Source organism: Thermanaerothrix sp. (genome assembly GCA_026417795.1).
Taxonomy (GTDB): Bacteria; Synergistota; Synergistia; order Synergistales; family Synergistaceae; genus Thermanaerovibrio.
On the sequence record JAOACP010000003.1, the window covers coordinates 1 to 21,437 of the forward strand.

The 21,437-nt window shown below is 57.1% G+C and carries 20 protein-coding genes and 1 pseudogene; 2 read left to right on the forward strand and 19 right to left on the reverse strand.

Annotation, left to right across the window (positions count from 1 at the left end; translation table 11 throughout):
- From N2315_01005 to rpmE, 18 genes and pseudogenes are all read right to left on the reverse strand, one after another.
- Positions 1-721, reverse strand: a 721-nt coding sequence (locus N2315_01005) for a deoxyribonuclease IV (GenBank protein MCX7827775.1), incomplete at its 3' end; no start/stop codon positions are given.
- The gene (locus tag N2315_01010; protein MCX7827776.1) at positions 709-1,164 is read right to left on the reverse strand and encodes a CoA pyrophosphatase; all 456 of its coding nucleotides are present in this window, start codon (positions 1,162-1,164) and stop codon (positions 709-711) included. The genes N2315_01010 and N2315_01005, both read right to left, overlap by 13 nt.
- Before the next feature lie 152 nt (positions 1,165-1,316).
- Positions 1,317-3,056 (reverse strand): annotated as a pseudogene (gene pyk, locus N2315_01015) (pyruvate kinase).
- Between the two features lie 6 nt (positions 3,057-3,062).
- Entirely contained in the window at positions 3,063-3,281 is a 219-nt protein-coding gene (gene mtrB / locus N2315_01020) for a trp RNA-binding attenuation protein MtrB (GenBank protein ID MCX7827777.1), read from the reverse strand.
- Positions 3,282-3,336: 55 nt separating this feature from the next.
- Positions 3,337-6,735, reverse strand: a complete 3,399-nt coding sequence (gene dnaE, locus N2315_01025) for a DNA polymerase III subunit alpha (GenBank protein ID MCX7827778.1) — start codon at positions 6,733-6,735, stop codon at positions 3,337-3,339.
- Positions 6,732-8,567 (reverse strand): DNA polymerase III subunit gamma/tau, encoded by a 1,836-nt coding sequence (gene dnaX / locus N2315_01030; GenBank protein MCX7827779.1) that lies wholly within the window; start codon positions 8,565-8,567, stop codon positions 6,732-6,734. Before dnaX ends, dnaE begins: the two co-directional genes overlap by 4 nt.
- Before the next feature lie 38 nt (positions 8,568-8,605).
- Positions 8,606-9,637 (reverse strand): M48 family metalloprotease, encoded by a 1,032-nt coding sequence (locus tag N2315_01035; protein ID MCX7827780.1) that lies wholly within the window; start codon positions 9,635-9,637, stop codon positions 8,606-8,608.
- Positions 9,638-9,752: 115 nt separating this feature from the next.
- Positions 9,753-10,211: a flagellar protein FlgN gene (locus tag N2315_01040; protein ID MCX7827781.1), complete on the reverse strand. Its 459-nt coding sequence runs from the start codon at positions 10,209-10,211 to the stop codon at positions 9,753-9,755.
- Complete coding sequence (gene fliS, locus N2315_01045; protein ID MCX7827782.1) at positions 10,201-10,695, reverse strand: flagellar export chaperone FliS; 495 nt, start codon at positions 10,693-10,695, stop codon at positions 10,201-10,203. The genes N2315_01040 and fliS overlap by 11 nt, the downstream gene beginning before the upstream one ends.
- A 48-nt stretch (positions 10,696-10,743) precedes the next feature.
- Positions 10,744-11,202 carry a low molecular weight protein arginine phosphatase gene (locus N2315_01050; GenBank protein ID MCX7827783.1) on the reverse strand — a complete coding sequence of 153 codons (459 nt, stop codon included), beginning with the start codon at positions 11,200-11,202 and terminating at the stop codon, positions 10,744-10,746.
- Positions 11,203-11,204: 2 nt separating this feature from the next.
- The gene (locus tag N2315_01055) at positions 11,205-11,651 is read right to left on the reverse strand and encodes a CBS domain-containing protein (protein ID MCX7827784.1); all 447 of its coding nucleotides are present in this window, start codon (positions 11,649-11,651) and stop codon (positions 11,205-11,207) included.
- Between the two features lie 11 nt (positions 11,652-11,662).
- The gene (locus tag N2315_01060) at positions 11,663-12,601 is read right to left on the reverse strand and encodes a 1-phosphofructokinase family hexose kinase (protein MCX7827785.1); all 939 of its coding nucleotides are present in this window, start codon (positions 12,599-12,601) and stop codon (positions 11,663-11,665) included.
- 54 nt (positions 12,602-12,655) lie between these two features.
- Complete coding sequence (gene trxB / locus N2315_01065; GenBank protein MCX7827786.1) at positions 12,656-13,840, reverse strand: thioredoxin-disulfide reductase; 1,185 nt, start codon at positions 13,838-13,840, stop codon at positions 12,656-12,658.
- A gap of 52 nt (positions 13,841-13,892) precedes the next feature.
- On the reverse strand, positions 13,893-14,780 hold the full coding sequence (locus tag N2315_01070) for a peptide chain release factor N(5)-glutamine methyltransferase (GenBank protein MCX7827787.1): 888 nt from the start codon (positions 14,778-14,780) through the stop codon (positions 13,893-13,895).
- Positions 14,781-14,796: 16 nt separating this feature from the next.
- Positions 14,797-15,870 (reverse strand): peptide chain release factor 1, encoded by a 1,074-nt coding sequence (gene prfA / locus N2315_01075; protein MCX7827788.1) that lies wholly within the window; start codon positions 15,868-15,870, stop codon positions 14,797-14,799.
- Positions 15,871-15,876: 6 nt separating this feature from the next.
- The gene (locus N2315_01080; protein ID MCX7827789.1) at positions 15,877-16,851 is read right to left on the reverse strand and encodes a DUF1385 domain-containing protein; all 975 of its coding nucleotides are present in this window, start codon (positions 16,849-16,851) and stop codon (positions 15,877-15,879) included.
- Positions 16,836-17,534 carry an FAD-dependent thymidylate synthase gene (thyX, locus tag N2315_01085; GenBank protein ID MCX7827790.1) on the reverse strand — a complete coding sequence of 233 codons (699 nt, stop codon included), beginning with the start codon at positions 17,532-17,534 and terminating at the stop codon, positions 16,836-16,838. Before thyX ends, N2315_01080 begins: the two co-directional genes overlap by 16 nt.
- Positions 17,535-17,668: 134 nt before the next feature.
- Positions 17,669-17,899 carry a 50S ribosomal protein L31 gene (rpmE, locus tag N2315_01090; GenBank protein MCX7827791.1) on the reverse strand — a complete coding sequence of 77 codons (231 nt, stop codon included), beginning with the start codon at positions 17,897-17,899 and terminating at the stop codon, positions 17,669-17,671.
- Between the two features lie 254 nt (positions 17,900-18,153).
- Here rpmE and N2315_01095 point away from each other — a divergent pair, with 254 nt between their 5' ends.
- Positions 18,154-19,107, forward strand: coding sequence for a TAXI family TRAP transporter solute-binding subunit (locus N2315_01095; GenBank protein ID MCX7827792.1), 954 nt, complete (start codon positions 18,154-18,156; stop codon positions 19,105-19,107).
- Positions 19,108-19,180: 73 nt separating this feature from the next.
- Here the strand turns inward: N2315_01095 and N2315_01100 are convergent, their stop codons facing one another.
- Positions 19,181-20,848 carry a formate--tetrahydrofolate ligase gene (locus N2315_01100; GenBank protein MCX7827793.1) on the reverse strand — a complete coding sequence of 556 codons (1,668 nt, stop codon included), beginning with the start codon at positions 20,846-20,848 and terminating at the stop codon, positions 19,181-19,183.
- Positions 20,849-21,048: 200 nt separating this feature from the next.
- On the opposite strand from N2315_01100, the gene N2315_01105 reads away from it, so the two are divergent.
- Entirely contained in the window at positions 21,049-21,408 is a 360-nt protein-coding gene (locus N2315_01105) for a diacylglycerol kinase (protein MCX7827794.1), read from the forward strand.
- Positions 21,409-21,437 lie beyond the last annotated feature (29 nt).

The window sequence follows — 21,437 nt, forward strand, 5'->3', positions numbered from 1 at the left end:
CAAAGGCAGACACCCCAATGGTTCCGTTGCCCACCCTCTCATGCCGGTCCTTCCTAGAACCCTTAGGGTCCTTGGAGTCGTTAAGATGCCAACACCCAACGATGGATGTCCCCTGGTCCCCAAGGGCCCCCAAAGTCCGTCGGTATCCCCCGGGGGTTCTTATGTCATACCCAGCGGCAAAAAGATGACAGGTGTCAAGACACAGTCCAAGCCTCTTCACCCCGATGCGCACACAGATATCCACGCAGTCCTTCAGCACATACCCAACGGCGGTGCCCTGCCCTGCTGAGGGCTCCATAAGAAGCCTCACGGAACTGGGGGCCCTCTCCAACACCGCCTCTATACCCCTCTCAAGGTTAGCCATCCCAGCCTCATATCCAGCGCCCCCGTGATGGCCGGGATGGAATACAAGGGACTCTATGCCAAGGGCATCGCAACGCTCCATCTCCATGGCAAGGGCTTCTACGCTCCTCTCCCACATGGTCAGATCGCTGGACGCCAGGTTAATTAAGTACGAACCATGGGCCACCACGGGGATAAAACCAAACTCCCTCCAAGCCCTGTGGAACCTTTGACACTGGTCAAGAGATACGGGGGAGGCAAACCACTGCAGCTGGCTTTTTGTGAAGATCTGAATGCACTCGCACCCCAAGGCCGCCCCCCTCTCAAAGGCCCTCCAAAGGCCGCCTTCAACCGACACGTGGGCCCCTAGAAAAGCCATCGGATCTCCTCCAAACTAAGGATAACGTTCAATAAAACCCTGGCGGTGAGGCCAAACACCCGACCCAATCGGGGCAATACAAGCTCCGGCCCTCCCATTGGGTCCAAGGAAAAATCTTCCACCCCCGGTAGAGGTATCACCCCTAGGTCGTCCACCTCGTGGGGAGAGGGTACGAAAACAGGCGCCCTCTCGGAGCCGGCAAACACCACCGGCACCACGTTGAACGAGCTGGTAAGAGCCCTCTGGGGAGCCATGAGCGCCACCGGGCGCCAACTCCCAGAGGGGGATACCTCCTCCACAGCCTCCCGGCTGGCAGTCTCAGCGGGCGTCCTGTCCTCAGGATCCCTGACTCCACCAGGGAAGGCCACCTGCCCCGGATGCCGCCTAAGGGTCAACGGACGTCTGGTCAGCAAAGTACATCTCCCTTCGGGTGAAAGCCACAAAGGGACCCAGATAGCACCCCACAAACCTTCCGAACCATAGGATTCCCATGAGGGGATCTCATCCTCATTTTTGATAGGTCGCAAGGGAACCCTATAAAGAAAGGGATCTAAATAAAAAAGGGGGGCCGAAGCCCCTTTATCGTTCAGCGAAGCTTAACCCTCCCCTGGTAGACCACCCCTCTGGTGCCATCTACGGTAACCAGCATCCCATCCTGAAGGAGTTTCATGGAATCCTTGGCGCTCACCACACAGGGGATACCCAGTTCCAACGCCACTATGGCGGCGTGGCTGGTTAGCCCCCCTTCCTCCGCTATTATCGCAGCGGCCTTCCTCATGGCAGGCACATAGTCCCTGTCGGTCTGCTCCACCACAAGCACATCCCCGGGACGCATCTTATCCAAGGCTTCCTTGGCATTCTTGCAGCGACACACAAACCCTGAGGCCTCCCTCTTTATCAGCGACAGTCCCTTAACCAATATCTGGCCTATGGTGTAAACCTGAACCATATTGGTGGTACCCGGTATCCCCACGGGGACCCCGGCGGTTATGACCACCAGATCTCCCTCGCAGACAAAACCCTCTTCCAACGCGGCGGACATGGCGGCCTCCACCGCCTCCTCCGCATTGCTGGCCTCCTCCCTAATGACCGGGTATACCCCCCAAAGAAGGGCCAACTCACGCCAGGTGTTCTTCGATGGCGTGGCCGCCACTATGGGGCATTGGGGACGGTACTTGCTCACCATCCTGGCGGTACTGCCGCTTCTGGTAAGGGATATTATGGCCGCAGCCTTCATGTCCTCAGCTATCGTCATGGCGGCGTGGCTCACCGCATCGGCCACGTGGTTGGCCACCTGAACCTGCTGGTACCGCTGCCAAAGACGCATCTCACCCTCGGCACGGTTCACAATGCGGCTCATGGTCTCCACCGCCTGGATCGGGTACTTACCCTTTGCTGTCTCCCCCGAAAGCATCACGGCATCGGCTCCATCCAACACTGCATTGGCCACGTCGTTCGCCTCCGCCCTGGTGGGACGGGGGTTCCTTATCATGGAGTCCAGCATCTGAGTGGCCACGATGACCGGCTTGCCCTGCATGCGGCAGATATCAACTATCCTCTTCTGCGCCAGCGGCACATCCTCGGTGGGCATCTCCACTCCCAGGTCGCCACGAGCCACCATCATGCCGTCTACCACCTGGGCAATGTCCTCCAGGTTCTGGAAGGCCTGCCTGGTCTCTATCTTGGCGATGATCTTCATGGTGCCCCCCAGCTCCTCGAGGACACGCCTCACCTGGATTATGTCATCCCGAGTCCTCACGAAGGAGACCGCTATGTAGTCCATCCCCTTCTCAACGCCCCACTTGATGTCCTCTATGTCCTTGGAAGTAAGGGTGGGAACCGAAAGCGCCGCCTCCGGGACGTTAACACCCTTTCGCTCCCCAAGCTCTCCCCCCACCAATACCTTGCAGGATATGCGGTCCTCGTAAACCCTCTCGACCCTTAGGTGTATGGTGCCATCATCGATGAATACGTCCATACCCGGAGAGACCTCTGAGGTGAGGTTGGGGTAGCTTATGGACACTCCCCTCTCGTCTCCCTCTATCTCAGGGATCACCAGGTCAAAGTTCTTCCCCTGCTGCAACATCACCGGAGAATGGCCCTTCAAAAGACCAGTCCTTATCTCCGGGCCCTTGGTATCCAAAAGGGTGGCTATGGGACGTCTTATCTCCTGCTCAACCTGCCTCACAAGCTTCAGGTTGAGCTCGTGGGTCTCATACTCCCCGTGGCTGAAATTAAAACGGGCAACGTTCATCCCCGCCTCCGCCATGGCCCTCAAAACGTCGTAATCGCTGCACGCGGGCCCCAATGTGCAAACTATCTTTACCCTTCTCAACTGGGTTCACCTCCCGCTGTCTATCTTACCGTGCTTGGTGTATATCTCGCTGGCGCCCCTCACCTTTATGGCGGAGGTATGTTCAGTAAACTGAGCTATCCAGACCTCACCCTTGTCAAGCTTCTCCGTGTGGGAGAATTTGGTCTCCTGCCCTCTGGTCAATCCTATGACCGTAACCCCGTCCTCCAACGCCTTGACCACCACGTAATCGCTCATAACAGACATACGCTGGACACCATCCACTTCTCTCATCCCCTCCGCTTCGCCCCTCTCCAGGAACCTAGAAGTCCAGGGCCACCTGCCCCCCGAACATCTCCTCAAGGCTCCTCCTCAAGGATTCATCCAACCTCACCTTTATGGAACGGGACCAGAGAGCCACAAGGTTGCCCCTATCCTCAACGTAAACCACAAGAGGACTGGTGCCGGAATGCCCCTTTAATTCTCTCGCAAGATCTCTAAAAAGGCCAGCCCTGGGCCCCAAAACCCTTATCTTAGCTATGGGAGACTTGGTCTTCAACCATTCTCCGGCTTCCATTATCTCATCCACCAAAACCGACAGTCTCCCGTCGTCCTTAACAGCCCCGGAGAAAACGTATATGCCACCGTTCCTAAGCATGGGCTTCACCTTCTGCCAAACCTTGGGGAAGCACACCACCTCAACCTTGTCCTCCCCATCCTCCATCTCAAGGATCCCCATGGGATCCCCACGCTTAGTATACCTTTCCCTCAATCCCACCAGCAAACCGGCGGTCACCGGCACCACGTTGGAGGATTTCCAAGACGAAAGGTCCCCTATGCGGCAGACAAGGTACGGGGCAAGATCCCGCTCCACCTGCTCAAAGGGATGCCCCGATATGTACAACCCCAACACCTCTCGCTCCCACTCCAGCCTCTGGTGGAGCTCCGCGTCTTCCACCGCCTCCATCGCAGGCTCCTCTTCCTCAACGTCATCCTCGCAGAAGAGGCTCACCTGCTTAGTGGGATCACACCTGCGCTGGGCCATCTCCAAGAGGTTGCCGAGGTTCTCCAACAGCATCCTGCGATTAGGGCAGAGGGCGTCAAAGGCCCCGGCCTTTATAAGGTTCTCCACCACCGCCCTGTTAACCGATCTTAGGTCAACCCGGCACAGAAAGTCCCAAAAGGATTTGAACGGACCGTCAGACCTGGCTTTTATTATGGCCTCCACCGCAGAATCACCCACCTTGGCCACCGCTGAAAGCCCAAGCCTTATGACGTCCTTTACCGCCACGAAGTCGCTCTGGGACTCGTTTATGTCCGGCGGAAGGACTTGATAACCCAGGTTCCTAACGTCCCGTATGTACTTACCCAACACGTCCATACGGGCCCCCACTATGCTGGACAGGTAAGCCGCCAGGAACTCCGGGCCGTAATGGGCCTTAAGGTAGGCGGTCTGGTAGCTTATAAGGGCATATGCGGCACTGTGGGACTTGTTGAACCCGTACTCGGCGAACTTCTCTATGCTGTTGAAGATGTCCTCCGCCATCTTGGGGTCCACGCCCCTTTGTCTCGCCCCCTCCACGAACTTGGACCTCTGCTTCTCCATCACGTCCGCCTTCTTCTTCCCCATGGCCCTTCTTAAGAGGTCCGCCTCGCCAAGGGTATAACCCGCTAACTCAGCGGCGCACTGCATGACCTGCTCCTGGTACAAAATAACCCCGTAGGTCTCCTTCAACGCCTTCTCAAGGCTCGGATGAGGGTAGGTAACCGGAGATCTGCCGTGCTTTCTCTCTATATAGTCATCCACCATCCCGCTCCCCAAGGGGCCGGGCCTGTAGAGGGCCAAAACCGCTATCAGGTCCTCAAAACAGTCAGGCCTAAGGCGGCGCAAGAGATCCTGCATTCCCGAGGATTCAAGCTGAAACACCCCAAGGGTATCAGCCCGCTGGAGCATCCTAAACGTGGCTTCGTCATCCATCGGTATGGCACCCAAGTCCAGCTTGATACCCCGGTTAGACTCTATATTCTTGAGGGCGCCCTCTATTACCGAAAGGGTTTTAAGACCCAAAAAGTCCATCTTAACCAGCCCCAGGTGTTCCAACGGCTCCATTGAATACTGGGTAACCACCTGGTTCTCCCCTATCTTCTTGACCGGAACCATCTCAACCAAAGGCACGGGAGTTATCACAACCCCAGCGGCATGCTGAGAACAGTGCCTTGCTATTCCCTCTATGTGCGAAGCGGTATCCACCAGGCGGCGCACCTTGGGATCCGAGCCGTGGACTTCCTTAAGCTCCGGCGACTTCTCCAGCGCCTCCTTCAGGGATTTGACCCCATCGGGGATCAGCTTGGCCACCCTGTCAACCTCCGGATACGACATGGCAAGGGCCCTTCCCACGTCCCTTACGGCAGCCTTGCTCTTCATCCTATCGAAGGTGATTATCTGGGAAACCCGGTCTACGCCGTACTTTTCAACTATGTAAGCAAGCACCTCATCCCTCCGCTTGTCCGACACATCGGTATCGATATCGGGCATGCTGATCCTCTCGGGATTGAGGAACCGCTCAAAAAGAAGGTTGTACTTCAGCGGATCAAGCTCCGTGATACCCAACGACCAAGCCACCAGAGAACCCGCCGCGGAACCCCTGCCGGGCCCTATGGGTATACCCCTAGCCTTGGCGGCGGTTATTATGTCCGCCACTATGCAGAAGTACCCGGGGAAACCCATCTGCTTTATTACACCAAGCTCATAGTGAAGGCGGTCCTCATACTCCTTGGGCACCGTACCACCCATCCTGCGCTTAAGGCCCTCCTCCGCAAGCCTCTCCAGATGGCTGTCCAAGGTCTCTCCGGGCGGTATCGGGAACTCCGGCAGCATGTACTGCCCAAGGGTCAGTTTGACATCACACCGCTCCGCTATCAAAAGGGTGTTGTTAAGCGCCTCCGGCACTTCGGTCCCCAAAAGGGACCACATCTCCTCGGGACTCCTCAGGTAGAAATCGTCGGATCCGAACCTGTATCTATCCTTCGTCTCCACCGTGCTGTTGGTCTGGACGCAAAGAAGCACGTCATGCCAAGAGGCGTCGTCACGCCTTAAATAGTGAGCATCGTTGGTTGCCACAAGGGGCAGGGAACAGCTCTTGGCCAACCTTATTAGCTCCCGGTTGGCAAGGGCCTGTTCAGGAAGCTGGTTGTACATGACCTCTATGAAGAAGTTGCCTTCCCCAAATATGTCCCGATAAAGCATCGCCCTTGCCACGGCCCCATCGAAGTCCCCATCCATCAAAAGCTGAGGGATCTCCCCCGCAAGGCACGCAGAGGAGGCGATGAGCCCCTTGGAGTGTTCCGCAAGAACCCTGTGGTCTACCCTGGGTTTATAGTAAAAACCATCGGTGTTAGCTATGGATACCAATTTCATGAGGTTCTTGTACCCCACCATATCTTGAGCCCAAAGCACCAGATGGTTGTTCCTTCCCTTGCCATCCCGGGAGTCCATGCCGTTGGGGTCTACGTATACCTCACAGCCCATTATGGGTTTGACTCCCTTGGCCTCGCACTTCTCGTAAAACTCCTCGCACCCATACATCACCCCGTGGTCCGTAAGGGCCACCGCCCCCATGCCCATGGAGAGCACCGACTCCACAAGGTCTACGCACCGTATGGCCCCGTCGAGGAGGCTGTACTCGCTGTGCACGTGAAGATGTACGAACTGGCCGCTCATTCAGCCTCTTCCTCCTGCTGATCGTCTTCCCCAGAAGCCTCTTTGGCCATCCTGACGTAGAGTACCTCTCCGTCAAGCCACGAAAGGGCATCCCTTATACCGTCCACTTGGGAACCAACATCGGCCTTCCGCGTCTCAGAGGTCTCATCGGCGTATGCCTTGACTGGTAGATCCCCCTGCTGGAAGGATATCGTTTGCTCCCATGACATCTCATCTTCTTGGTCATCCAGCGTCTTAGGGGAATGGCGCAGGGCCCCATCCTCCATGGACCCCTCGGGGTCAACCCCATCCAAAGGAACCCCTAGCACCTCCAAGAAGACCTTTGAAACCACCGTCTTTCCCCGAAAACCCTTTACGTAGCTGGACACCAGAGGGTCATCGGGGATATCCAGATATCCAGCGCTGCCATCCGCATATATGCCGCAATGCATAAGCGCACAGCCAAGGGCCGGATCTTCGCCAAGTAGGCGTCTAAAAATGGAAAGCCTAAGATCCTGGGAAACACGGGACCCCTTAAGGCGCACATCTCCTTCCTCACCGTGGGTTACCCCCACAGGACGCGTAACTTCGGAAGAGAGAGAAGAAGCCCCGGACTGCAACGACCTCGACGGCGGGCCCTCTTCGCTCAAGGGCTTGACTCCGAAACGGGTGACGCCCACACCTTCTCCTCCCACGGGCGACCGCCCCGTTGCATCATCAACACACAGTTTCAATTTAGCCGGTTCTCCTTGAGGGACACCCCCCAGGAGGGCTTCGTCCATGCCCCTCTGCAAAAGCCCCGCAAACACGTCGGCCCTCATTCCCTGCCTTGCCCTTGGCATCAAGTCCGCCAACATGGAGCAGGCGCTCCTCAAAACCCCCTGATCCCACAACGGGGCCTCCCTACACAGGAATTCACCCTCCTGGGGCGACACGCCAAGGGCCCCCACCACCTGCGACCCCCAACGGTTCACAAGCATCATATCCCTGAAGATCAAGAAAAGGCCTTCAACAAACCTCTCCAGGTTACTGCCACTGCGCATCATGTCCATGAGGGTCAAAAACGCATCCTTAGGGCTCGTACGGACCCTTTCAACCCATCCCTGAAGAGCCTCCCTGCCACAACCGCCAAGGATCCCGGATACCGCCTCTAAGGTTATTCTGCCGGCCCCCACTGACATGGCCTGTTCCATCATGGAGAGCGCGTCCCGCAGCGCCCCGTCGGCATTCCTGGCCAGTTCCCACAGGGCCTCCTCTTCCGCCTCTATCCCTTCCAGTGATGCCACCTCAGCCAATCTATTCTTTATGTCCTCCGTAGAAATACGCTGGAAGGGGAAGTGGACACACCTGGACCTTATGGTAACCGGCACCTTTTGGGGCTCCGTGGTGGCCAACACGAAGTAAACCCTGCCTGGGGGCTCCTCCAGGGTCTTCAGCAGGGCATTAAAAGCCGCCTCCGTAAGCATATGAACCTCGTCTATTATGTAGACCTTGTTAGGAGCCTGAAAGGGAGCCAAAGCGACCTGATCCTTAAGTGCCCTGATCTCCTCAATCCCACGATTGGAAGCCCCGTCTATTTCCACCACGTCAAGATGATCCCCCCGCTGGATGGCCTCGCAGCTGGGGCACTGGCCGCAGCTCTCCCCTCCATCGATGGGAGATGAACAGTTAAGCCGCTTGGCCAAAAGCCTAGCGGCGCTGGTCTTGCCACATCCCCTTGGGCCTGAGAAAAGGAATGCATGGGGAACCTTACTGCTCTCCAAAGCACCCACGAGGGCCTCCACCACCCGCCTCTGGCCGGATATTTCAGAGAACCGCCCGGGCCGGTACTTCCTATAAAGAGAAAGGTACATTACCTCGCCTCCAGCAAACGCCTTAAGAACCGCAAAAATCAATAACTCTTGCTGATAGGATGCATAGCCTTGGCATCCAGAAGAAATTTTACAAGAGCCGCCCGGAGTGAGTCGAGGTCCACCCCAGGCAGCTCATCCCTGGACAGTATCCTTTGTCCCCTAACAGACAAGACCCCATCCTTAGAGACCCCTATCTCTTGAGGCATGGTCTCGAAAAGCAACGCCCGGCCCAGCCTATTAGCCGCTTCCTTGAGTATTTGCGCTTTGGACTGGTTCGCCTCAATCCATGTCTTGTTGTCCACCGTAATGTTAAAACGGTCATCCTTCCTACCAAACCTCACGATGAGAAGTCCCAGCGGCTCCTTCCTGGACACCCTAAGACCCTTGGATGTCATCGCCTTCAGTATGTATGCTATGCGGTCCTCCAGTTCCGGATGATCCATGTATATACCAGGATCCACATAGGGCCTTCTGATCTGGTAGTCCCAAAGCTTTTCCAGGGCAGTAACCATCCCGGATGGATGGTAACCTCCCCCTGCTAAAAGATCCAACCCCTTAAGGTCCGCTTCCCTCTCCAGATCCTTGCTGTATGAATTCATTATGGCTATCTGCGCCAGGTTGGAAAACACCATGGCGGCAACCTGCCCCTTCGTGGCAAGCGCCACCCCAAGGGCAACCAAGGACAAACGCTGGTTCCTTGCCGCCTGTATCATCCCGTGACACCGGTCCACGTGGACCATTTCATGGGCCATCACCGCAGCAAGCTCAGAATCGGAACCAAGCAGCTTTACAAGCCCGGTGGTGACGTAACAGAAGCCGCCGGGCAACGCAAAGGCGTTCGGAGAAGGGTCCTCAATGACACTGAATCGGTACTGCAGATCCCTCTCAAGCCCCCCCTCAAGGCGGGACTTTATGGCCTCCAACCTTGATAGGACCACTGGATCCGCCACCAGCCTAAAACGGGACTCCACCTCTTTTGCCAGCTCTTCGCCCAGCTTTACCTCCCTTCGAACATCCCCAGGACAAGCGTGGTCCGCCCCAAATGCCCGAGGAGGGACAACACCGAGCATGGGAAGTGGGAGGACGAGGAGTAGGAGGGCTAAGACAAGCAAAAGCAGATAAAACACAACCCCCCTGCTGGAGGGGGGCCTCCTATAAATCCCTGACAAACACCGCAAAAGGGACCTAGCCTCCATATCCTCGCAACACCTGTCTATTCGTCCTCATCTGCATGAGCTTGGATCTTATTTCCTCCATGTGGGCCTCCAGCTCCCGCTGGACATCCCGCTCCCTGTCCAAGAGGGATCCCGCCATCCTCCTTATCTCGTTTACCTTAGAAACCAAGTCGTCGTACCCCTTGCGCCCCACCCTATCCGCTATGGCTGCCCAAAAGGCGGCACTTTCCCTGCCTCCATCCACCCCAAGGGAAGACGCAACATTCCTCCAGCAGTCCAAAAGGGCCTCCTGACGGGAGATGTAGGTCTGCTTCTCAGACAGAACCCCCATAAGGCCGTCCATGTCCCTCCTCGAAACACAGTCCGCCTCCTGGTCTACCAGTTTGCCCAAGGCCGCATAGATGGCCATCTCCTGATCTATGAGGCCTTCTATCTCCCCCTTCAATCGGTCCCCGAGATCAGCCCGCAATGTTGACACCCCCAGCGGCACCGGCATAGGATCCCACCTTATGATCAACCTTCTGGCGGGAGGCGGCGTCAGCGCCTTGGGCGGGCGGCGATTGTTCGGACCTCAGTTTATCGATGGCCTCAACCCAGGTTTTACGAAGCTCCTCCAACATGCCTAGAACCTCCCGAACCAGGGACGGGTCCTTCTTTACGTTAGCCTCCACCAAACGATTGTAGAAGAAGTCGTAAAGCCCCATCAGGGAACGGGCCACTTCCCCTCCCTGCTCCACGTTAAGGGTAACCATGAGCTCCCTCACAACCGCCTGGGCCCTCTTAAGGTTATCGTTGGCCCCTTCGATATCGGACCTCTCCATGGCGTCAATCGCCCCGTGACAGGCCCTTATGCCTATATCGTAGGTGAGCAGCAAAAGCTGCTCCCTGGTGGCGGTTTGTACCTGATTGGCCCTATACATATCCTGGGCCTTGCGGGCCAGGTTAGAATCCATGCGTCATCACCCCTCCACAGGGTTTATCGACCCAAAGCGACCAAATCCTTAAGTCCCAAGGGCCTCCCAAGGCCTGCTAAGACTCAACAAGGTACTCCAGTCCCATAAAATAGCCGCCACCTTCCTATACTCCTCCACACCAAACCCGAAGGGATCCGGCACTTCAACCCCCGGATGACCTACCAGATCTCCGAAGAGGCTTATCAAGCCGCACATATCCCCGCAGCCGGACCTTAGGAGCACCTCCACGTGGGACCTAGCCATGCAGACCACCACGGTATCCATGGTGAGAGCCTCCAGACGAAGGGGGGTTGACCGATGATCCGACAGGTCAACCCCAAACTCCCTTGCGGCATCCATCGCAAGCGGGCTGGCTCGAAGACCCCTAGTGGTGAAAAGGCCAGCGGACGAAACCTCAACAACGCCTCCCGCAACAACCCTCAAGAACGCCTCCGCCATGGGACTTCGACAGGTGTTACCGGTACATACGAAGAGAACCCTCCCCATGGTCAGGAAGACGCCTCCTCCATGAGCTTGCTTATCAGGTCCGCCCGGTTGATCGACCCCACCAGAACTTGTTTATCCACCACCGGGGCACGTTTTATGTTGTGCCTTATCATGGTCATGGCCACATAAAAATCGCTGTCATCCTCCTGAAAGGCTATCACCTTCCTGGCCATGTACTTGGAGACCTTCTCCTTCCCTATGCGCCTTAAGCGCACCTGAAACTGTCCAAAGTCAGGTATCACCAAGGAGTCCTGAAGGTAATCCACATAACCGGGCAATGCGGCTCTAACTATGTCCTTCTCGCTTATGAAGCCCACCAAGCGATACTCATCATCCACCACCGGCACCCCCGAAAGGCCGTGGCTTGAGAGGACCTCCACCGCTTCAAAAACCGTGGAATCCTCCCACAGGGCGGTAAGGTCCCTCTCCATAACGTCAGAAACCTTCATGGCAAGCCCCCCTAACCCACACGGTTCAGCTTTATCTGATCCAGATGGGATTCCACGGCACTCCTGGAGCTAACCCCCTTCTCCAGGTGCAGGGAGTCCTCCATGGCACAGGCCATGGCGAACCTTATGGAGTCCTCCTCGTCCATCCCTTCCTCAAAAGCCAAGATAAGCCCCGCCATCAACGCATCTCCGGCGCCAAAGAGGGACACTATGCCCCTTCGCGGAACCTCCGCCACAAAGACCCCCCTGGGGGTTGAGAACATGTCCCCGTACCCCCTGTAGGAGGTTATCACCCACGGGACCCCCTGGTCATGGAACCTGGAGGCCACGGTCCTCAGGTTGTCCAAGGAGGACAAAGGCACGTCCATCATCATGGAAACAAACCTATGGTCCACCTTGACAACCTTAGGTCCTCCATCCACCGCCGCAAGCAAAGCCCCTCCCGACGCATCCACGAAGACATCCAACCCCCTCGCGGAGGCCATGTGAACCAACTCCCGGTATACGTCCTGGGGTACCCCAGGGGGTAGGGATCCTCCCAACATGACGGAGCTGCAGCGGCCAAGCATCCTTTCATAGGCCCTTATAAAACGCCCGAGGGCCTCCTCGGATACGTAGGGGCCGTTCTCGGCTATGCCGGTCTCCAGCTTCCCAATCTCGTCGACCACGTAGGTGTTAGTCCGCGTCTCACCCCTCACGTGGACGAAACTAGTGGCTATCCTAAGCTTTGACAGGGTATCCCTTATATACTCCCCGTTGTAACCAGCCAGGAAACCCATGGCCACGGAATCAGAACCCATCTGCTTCAAAAGGATGGACACGTTTATACCCTTGCCGCCGGGAGATCTATTTACGTTGGAAGCCCTAAACCAGCCACCGGGGCGAAACTCAGGGACAACGTACTCTTCGTCCACCGCCGGGTTTAACGTAACGGTGAGTATCACCGGCATCACCCCCTGGGGATAAAAGATCCCGCTAAGTACGGACAGCAGATCGCGCCTGGATCAAAGGAATATCTTAAGGTCCTCCACCGACGAAACTTTGGCCCTAGAAGCCTCCTTGCCCCCCTGAAGCACCATGGCGGTAGGCAGCTCCTTTACCCCCAGTTTCTCCATCATCCTAAGGCTCCTATAGCCATCGACCACGGTAAGGCTGATCCCATTGGACTCCGCCCATTCTTCCGCCCGGGCAACCAAACCCACCTGGCCCTCATCTATGCTGGAGTAGAACAGGGCGTTCACCCGCTCGGGCTCCAAAAGCACCTTCTGCAGGTGCAGCTGCTCCGTTATGTAGGAATAGGCGGACATGGCGGCAACCGCCCCATCCCCAGCGGCGGTCACCACCTGGCGGAGGAACGTGTCCCGAACGTCGCCGGCGGCAAATATGCCCTCCACAGAGGTCTCCATCTTGGGGCTGGTCTTTATCCAACCCCCGGGAGCTGTTTCCACCAGGGAAGAGGCAAAGCCGCTGTTGGGGGCAGTTCCTACGAATATGAAGACCCCCGCCACCGGCAGATGGCTAACCTCCTGGGTCTTAACGTTCTTCAACACCAACCGCTCAACCATGTCCCCTCCCTCTATGGCCTCCACCACGGAGTTGAAGACCGGAACTATCTTGGGGTTGGCCATGGCCCTTTCCACAGGGACCTTGTCCGCCCGGAAGGAGTCCCTCCGGTGCACTATGTAAACCTTGCTGGCAAACTGAGTGAGGTAACATGCCTCTTCCACGGCGGTATTGCCGCCGCCTATCACTGCCACCTCTTCTCCCTCGAAGAAGGCTCCGTCGCACACGGCGCAGTAACTGACCCCCCGCCCGGTATACTCCGCCTCACCGGGACACCCCAGGCGCTTGAAGTTGGCACCGGTGGCTATTATGACCGCCTCCGCCTCAACCTCTCCCTTATCGGTCACAACCACCTTGCGTCCGTTGCGGATCTCCAGGGAGGTAACCGTAGCATCCCGAAACTCCGGAGAGAACTTCTCCGCGTGGCGCCGGAAGCTGTCCGCCAGCTCCTGACCGGAAGCGTGCTGTACGCCGGGCCAGTTTTCGATCTCATCGGTTATGGTTATCTGCCCTCCCGGCATGCCACGCTCCAGGATCAGGACGTCAAGCCCTGCCCTCCTGCCGTATATGGCTGCGGTAAGTCCAGCAGGCCCAGCGCCAAGTATCACCAGTTCCCTCTTTTCCATCGGAAAGAACACCTCCATGCGGATGCCGATGTGCCAAACATATGTGCTTATTTTACCCCAATCGCCCTACCACGTCCCCGTCGTACCCCAAGGAACGCCACCAGGCAAACCGGCCCACCCCGTACTGATCCTCAAAGCACCCCAGGTACTCAAATCCTTCCAAACTAAGCCTTCCCAGCTCCTCCACCTGGTGGGGCCCAGCGGTTTCCATCAACACGTACCCACCGGGTTTAAGGATTCTGCCACATTCGGAAAGCCAATTTAAGGGAACCTCCAGGCCCCTTGGACCGCCATCAAGGGCAACGTGTGGTTCGAAACATCGGACAGAAACGTCCAAGGCGGCCAGGTGATCCGATGGTATATAGGGCGGATTTGCCACCACCAGGTCAAAGGATTTAAAAGAAGAAGGCAGATCCAAGGGCCCCCCGCCATGAAGGGCGAACACTCTGCCAAGCAGCTGGTGCTCTCTAAGGTTGCGCCAGGCCCACTTGAGGGCGCCGGGGCTTAGATCCATGGCAACGCCTAGGCTGTCTTGAACCATCATGGCAATGGAGCAGGCTATGCAGCCACTCCCGGTACCCCAATCAAGAAAGGTCCCTCCCCTTGGAAGAACCTCCGCCGCCTTAAGCGCCAACACCTCCGTCTCAGGCCGAGGAATAAGGCATCCCGGCCCCACAAGAAACCTCCAGCGCAAAAAGTCCATGGAGCCCAAAACGTAAGCCAACGGCTCCCCTTTAGCTCTTCTTCGAGCCATCTCCAACGACGGAGATGGTTCGTAACGATCCTCCACGGACGTCAACACGGCCTCCCTGGAAACGTTGTGGGAGGCGGCCACTATCATGGCCGCCTCCCACATGGGACGGCTTACGTGAGACGACGCCTCCAAAACCTCCGCCACCATCCGCCTTATTTCACAGAGCCTCAAAACAACCCTCTCCAAGACGATAACATGAAAGCTAGAGGGCTAAGGTCTTCAGCTTCTCCGCTTGATCCGCCATACGCAAAGCCTCTATGAGCTCGTAAAGATCCCCATCAAGCACCTGGTCAAGCTTGTAAAGGGTGAACCCTATACGATGGTCCGTCAAACGGTTTTGGGGATAGTTGTAGGTCCTTATCCTTTCAGACCTGTCGCCGGTTCCAACCTGCCCCTTGCGTTCCGCCGCCATATGGGCCTGCTGGCGCTGAAGCTCCTGGTCGTAGAGCCTGGCCCGCAGCAGCTGCATGGCCTTGGCCCGATTCTTCAGCTGGGACCTCTCATCCTGACAGGTCACCACAAGACCGGTGGGGATATGGGTTATACGAACCGCCGAGTCGGTCATGTTCACGTACTGCCCACCCGCGCCGCTGGCCCGGTAGGTGTCTATCTTAAGATCCTCTGGCCTAATCTGAACGTCCACATCTTCCGCCTCCGGCAGAACCGCCACCGTGGCGGTGGAGGTGTGGATCCTGCCGCTCGCCTCCGTGGCAGGAATCCTCTGCACCCGGTGAACGCCACTCTCGAACTTGAGCTTGCTATAGGCCCCTTCACCCTTCACCAGGAACACCACTTCCTTGTATCCGCCTATGCCGGTTTCGTTCATCTCCATTATCTCGTAACGCCACCCCTGGCGTTCCGTGTAACGGGTGTACATGCGAAAGAGGTCCGCTGCGAAAAGCGCCGCCTCGTCGCCCCCCGCCCCGGCTCTGATCTCTATTATGACGTCCTTGTGGTCGTTAGGATCCCTGGGAAGCAGCAACACCTTAAGCTCCTGCTCCAGCTGCGGAAGCCGCTCGGAAAGCCGCTGGACCTCCTCCTTTGCAAGGGCCCTCATCTCCTCGTCCTCTTGGGACATCAGCTCCTTGGCTTCCTCCAACGCTTGAGACGCCTTCTGGTACTCCCTAAAGGCCTGAACCACCGGATAAAGCTCCGAGTGCCTCTTGCTCAAAGACTGCATCTCCTGCACGTTGTTGGAGACCTCAGGGTCCGCCATGCGGGCCTCTATATCCGCCAAGGCCGCCTCTATCTCCTTAAGCTTGCCTATAAAATCCAAAACAGCTCACCCCTGATCAACTTGGGTTTCACCGCCCGCCGTGGAGGGCGAAAGGTGCACATCGGGCCCCAGGGCAACCCTGAGGGCATCCAAGGCCACCTCGATCTGGTCATCGGAGGGCTCCCGAGTGGTCAGAAACTGCAACCCCAGGGCAGGAAAGACCAACGCCCTGCCCACAACGCTTCCACGGGATGCCCATTTTATTATCTCATACGATATTCCCACCACCAGGGGCAACAGGATAACCCGGCTGGAAATCCTCCAAAGAAGCCCTCCCCGCCCCATCAACCCGAAAACCACCACGCTAACCAGGATGACCACCACCAAGAAGGACGTACCACAGCGGGGATGTATCCTGGAGAAGGACTTTATGGAATCTACATCCATAGGAGCTCCGGACTCATAGGCGTTTATGGTCTTGTGCTCCGCCCCATGATAAGCGAAGACCCTCCGCATATCCCCCCAAAGGCCAACCAATCCCAGGTAGGCCACAAAAACAGCTCCCCTGATGATGCCCTCAAGAAGCCTCAAAGAGACGCCTTTAACGTGAACTCGTCCACCAAGCGTCTCAGACAACCACAGGGGCAGCAAGAGAAATAGGCCCACCACCGCCGTCACGGCGATGAGGATGGACAGAAGCGACTCCAGCTTAGAGGGCTCCTCCTGGGATGAAACGGAGGCCGAAATGCTAAGCCCTTTGTAGCCCTCCCTAACCATGTCAACCATGGAGCAGAAGCCCCTTAAGACCGGCCAGTTCCAAGGAGACCGGGCAGTCCAAGAGGATATACCCCACCGTTCCCTCCACAGGGAACCCTCCGGGGTCCTGATTGAAATACCCCAGGAGGAGTATCCACGCATTAGAACGCCCTCTATCACCGCCTGCCCACCCACCGGCAGGGGGACCTCAGGGGACTTCAAAACCCCCACGGTCAACCCCGCCATCCACTTAAGGAACGACCACAACACTACCGATCCCCGCAAAGCAGTTCCTCCATTGAGGCGAAGGGCCTGTTACAGGACATCTCCTCGGAACACCTCCCGGCGGTAAGACATGAAGGTCCCGCCAGCTCAAACAGTTCCGGGGCCGCAGCCCTTACCAAACCCAACATCTTGACCGCAAGGAGCCTTATCTCCCACTGGGCCCTCCTGCAAAGCCGGAGGGAAAAGAAGTGGTGAAGCTCCCGGGCATTCATGGTGAAGACCAAACGAGTAGAGAAGCCGTGGGGCAACAGGAACCTGGCATCCTCCTTGGGAACCCCCATGGAACAAAGCTGCCGGTAGGCTTCAACGGCCACCTGAACCGTCCGCTGGAACAGATCCAAAGCCTCCTGCGACTCCATCACCGAGGGAGGCACCACACAGCTCCCGCCGGAGGAGTCCACGTAGCGCTGACTCTGCTGGGAAAAGCTAGCGATGCGATGCCTCACCAGCTGGTGGGATGCCACCCGGCTTAACCCGTCCACCGCAAATGTAAAGGAGGCGTGCTCGAAGGGAGACATGTGGCCGCTGCGGGTAAGTTTGCCTATTAGATCCCTGGCCTTGGCCTGATCAAACCTGTCAAGGATCTCAACGGCGCCCACGGGGCTGTAACAGAGCCTGGCTGCGGCGGCCACAATCCTGACCGGATCCTCCGTATGGGATATCAGTTTAACCTCTAACGACAACTCGACACCTCCGGGTTTACCGGTTCATCCCAGGCGGGACGTACCCCATATGCTTCAGGGGGAGCCGGGCTCCCCCTGATACTTTCGCCTTAAGCGCCGCCGGTGATGACGTAAGGTACCGCAAGCCCCGAAGGCTACTCGGACACCTTCCTCTGGCCGTAATCAACGCCGGCATACTTCTGGCGGAACTTCTCAAGACGGCCGGCCTCCACCACCCTTCCACCCTTCTTGCCGGTGTAGAATGGATGACAGGCGTTGCAGACCGCAACCTTTATGTCGCCGGTGGTGGAGCGGGTCTCAAAGGAGTTCCCGCAAGCGCAAGTTACCCTGCAAACCTCGTACTTGGGATGGATGTCCTTCTTCATATATTCAGCACCTCCGAAAAGATTTCATATCCGCGCATACCGACTGAATTTACCACACTTCTGCCACCCGCGCAATCGCAATTTACAGCGTCGGGGCATGGCGGACGATTTTGAGCCACCGGATTAATATTGAGCATTCCCAAAATGGGAAATATAATGTCAGGTGTATGATTGCGAAGGAAGGGGGGGCGGGAAAAGGCCACATTAGACCTAGAGAAGGCGTAGAAGCACACAAAAATTAAGGGGGAATGAGAATGAAGAGGTTTTCGAAGCTTATGCTTGCGGCGTTATTGGTGGCAGCCATGGGCGGGGCCGCCCACGCTAAGACCTTCCTGTCCATAGCCACCGGCGGTACCTCCGGAACCTATTATCCGATAGGCGGGGCCATAGCCCAGGCGGTCAACAAGGGGGCCCCTGATCTTCAGGTCACCGCAGAGACTGGAAACGCCTCGGTGGCCAACCTCAACCTCATCGGAGCCCACGACATCGAGATAGCCTTTGCGCAGAACGACGCCACCTACTGGGCTTACAACGGCAAGATGATGTTCAAGACCCCCATCAAGAACGTACGGGTGATAGCGGCCCTCTATCCGGAGCACGTGCACCTCATAACCCTCAAGAATTCAAACGTCAAGGGCGTTCTGGACCTCAAGGGCAAGAGGGTTTCCGTGGGAGCTCCCGGCTCCGGCGTGGAGGCGGACGTCCGGGCCATATTCCAGACCGTTGGCCTCAAGTACTCGGACATGAAGACCGACTTCCTTGATTTCGGCGCCACCACCCAGCGTTTCAAGGACAACCAGATCGACGCCGGGTTCGTGGTGGCGGGTTACCCGGTGTCCTCCATAATGGACCTGGCCACCACCAAGGACATAACCCTGGTCAACTTCGACAACGCTACCATGGCCAAGCTCACCAAGGAGTTCCCCTACTTCGTCAAGAGCACCATCCCCGCCAACACCTACAAAGGCGTGACCCAGGCGACCCAGACCCCGGCGGTCATGGCCCTTCTGGTGGTGGACGAGAAGGTACCCGAGGACGTGGTCTACAAGTTTACCAAGGCCCTCTGGGAGAACATCGACATAGTCCACAAGGCCCACGCCAAGGGCAAGGAGATAAACCTCAAGAGCGCCCTTGATGGCGTAACGGTACCCCTCCATCCCGGTGCGGCTAAGTACTACAAGGAGAAGGGCTTGAAGCTTCCCAAGTAGGCATCAGCCTCTCTAAAGACGCAAAAAAACCGGGGCTCCGAAAGGAGCCCCGGTTTTTTATCCCTTACCGTCCCTAGAAAAGCCCGGTTATCCTGCCATGATCGTCTATGTCTATCCTCTCCGCCGCAGGAACCTTTGGAAGTCCCGGCATGGTCATTATAGAACCGCATATGGCCACCACAAACCCAGCCCCTGCGGACAGGCGCACCTCCCGCACGTTTATCCTGAACCCCTTAGGACGACCCTTAAGTTCCGGCTGATCCGAAAGGGACATCTGGGTCTTTGCCATGCACACCGGAAGCCCACCGTATCCCATCTCCTCAAGCTCCGCCAAGGCCTTAGAGGCCGCAGGGCTGAAATCAACTCCATCGGCACCGTAAACCTTGGTGGCAATGACGTTTATCTTCTCCTTGAGGGGAAGGTTCCAGTCGTAGAGCCTCTTGTAATTAGACCCTCCTTCAATGGCCTTGAGGACCAGATCCGCCAATTCCAGACCTCCCTCACCCCCCTTGGCCCAAACCTCCGCAAGGGCTACGGGGGCTCCTTTGGCGGCAGCGGCGGAACGAACCATCTCTATCTCCGCGTCGGTGTCCGCCACAAAACGGTTAAGGGCCACAACCACCGGGACGCCAAACTGGGACATGTTGTCTATGTGGGCCTCCAGGTTTGCTATACCGGCCTTGAGGGCCTCCAGGTTCTCCTCCGAGAGCCTTTCCTTCGGGACTCCGCCGTGCAGCTTAAGGGCCCTTACGGTGGTAACTACCACCACCGCCTGGGGGTTGAAGCCACCATAGGGAGACACTATGTCCATGAACTTCTCCGCCCCAAGATCCGACGCAAAGCCGGCTTCCACGACCACGTAGTCCCGAAGCTTAAGGGCCATCTTAGTGGCCACGATGGAGTTGGTACCATGGGCTATGTTAGCGAAAGGCCCACCGTGCACAAAAGCCGGAACGTGCTCTATGGTCTGAACCAGGTTGGGCTGGATGGCCTCCTTCAAGAGTGCCGCCATGGCACCGTGGGCCTTTAACTGGCCGGCGGTAACAGGCTTGCCGTCGTAGGTCCTGGCCACCACCACCCGGCTGAGCCTCTCCTTGAGGTCCGAGATGCTCTCCGCAAGACACAGTATGGCCATGACCTCCGAGGCCACGGTTATGTCGAAACCGGTCTCCCTGGGAACCCCGTCTGCCTTTCCGCCAAGGCCTATCACCACATGCCGCAAGGCCCTGTCGTTCATGTCCACCACCCGACGCCAGCTGACGGTCCTTGGATCTATGTTAAGCTGGTTTCCCTGCTGAAGGTGGTTGTCTATCATGGCGGCAAGCAGGTTGTGGGCCACGCCCACCGCATGGATGTCTCCGGTGAAGTGCAGGTTTATCTCCTCCATGGGAAGCACCTGGGAGTACCCTCCCCCCGCGGCCCCGCCCTTCACGCCAAAGCACGGCCCCAAGGAGGGCTCCCTAAGACAAAGCATGGCCTTCTTGCCCCGCTTAACAAGCCCCTGGGTAAGCCCTATGGTAACCGTGGTCTTACCCTCCCCCGCCGCAGTGGGGGTAGTGGCGGTGACCAGTATAAGCTTCCCATCCTTCCTGTCCGAAAGGGTACGATAAAAGTTAAGATCCACCTTGGCCTTGTTCTTGCCATAGGGTATCAAAGCATCATCCGGTATTCCCAACTCGGCGGCTATCTCACCTATGGGCTTACACTTGGCAGACTGGGCTATCTCAATGTCCGAAAGCACCTCTGTATCCCTCCCTGGCTCTGATCTATGGCGTCTATTATACATAAACAAAACGTCTAAAAACATACGACCTTACGGAAATTTGTGAGTCTGCTATAATCCCAAAGTCCCTCCGGCCTTGCTGGGATGCTAGGTCATTAAAGCCGCCAAGGACACTGATAAAAATAAAACAAAAGTCCGGATCCAGGAGGAGATATCAATTGGGCCAGTGGAAGAACACCAGCCTCTTGAGGAAGTTCATGTACTCTTGCAACGGTCTTAAGGTAGCGTTCATCATGGAAAGGGCTGTGGCCTATGAGACCGCAGCGTCCCTCTTGGTGCTTGGCGTAGGGCTTTCCTTGAGGCGCCCTCCATCGATCGTCATACCATCGTTCCTCTTATCCCTGCTGCCACTTTCTTTAGAGCTGGTCAACTCGGCGGTTGAGATAATGATAGACTGCCACATAGGCCAGACCTACCGGGAGGACATCAAGCGAACAAAGGACATGCTTTCCGCCTCTGTGTTCGTAAGCCTGGTGGCTTGCTATGGCGGCGCCATCTGGCTGCTGTTTTGCAAATAGTGAGTCCCAGCGTTAACTCAAGACGGGAA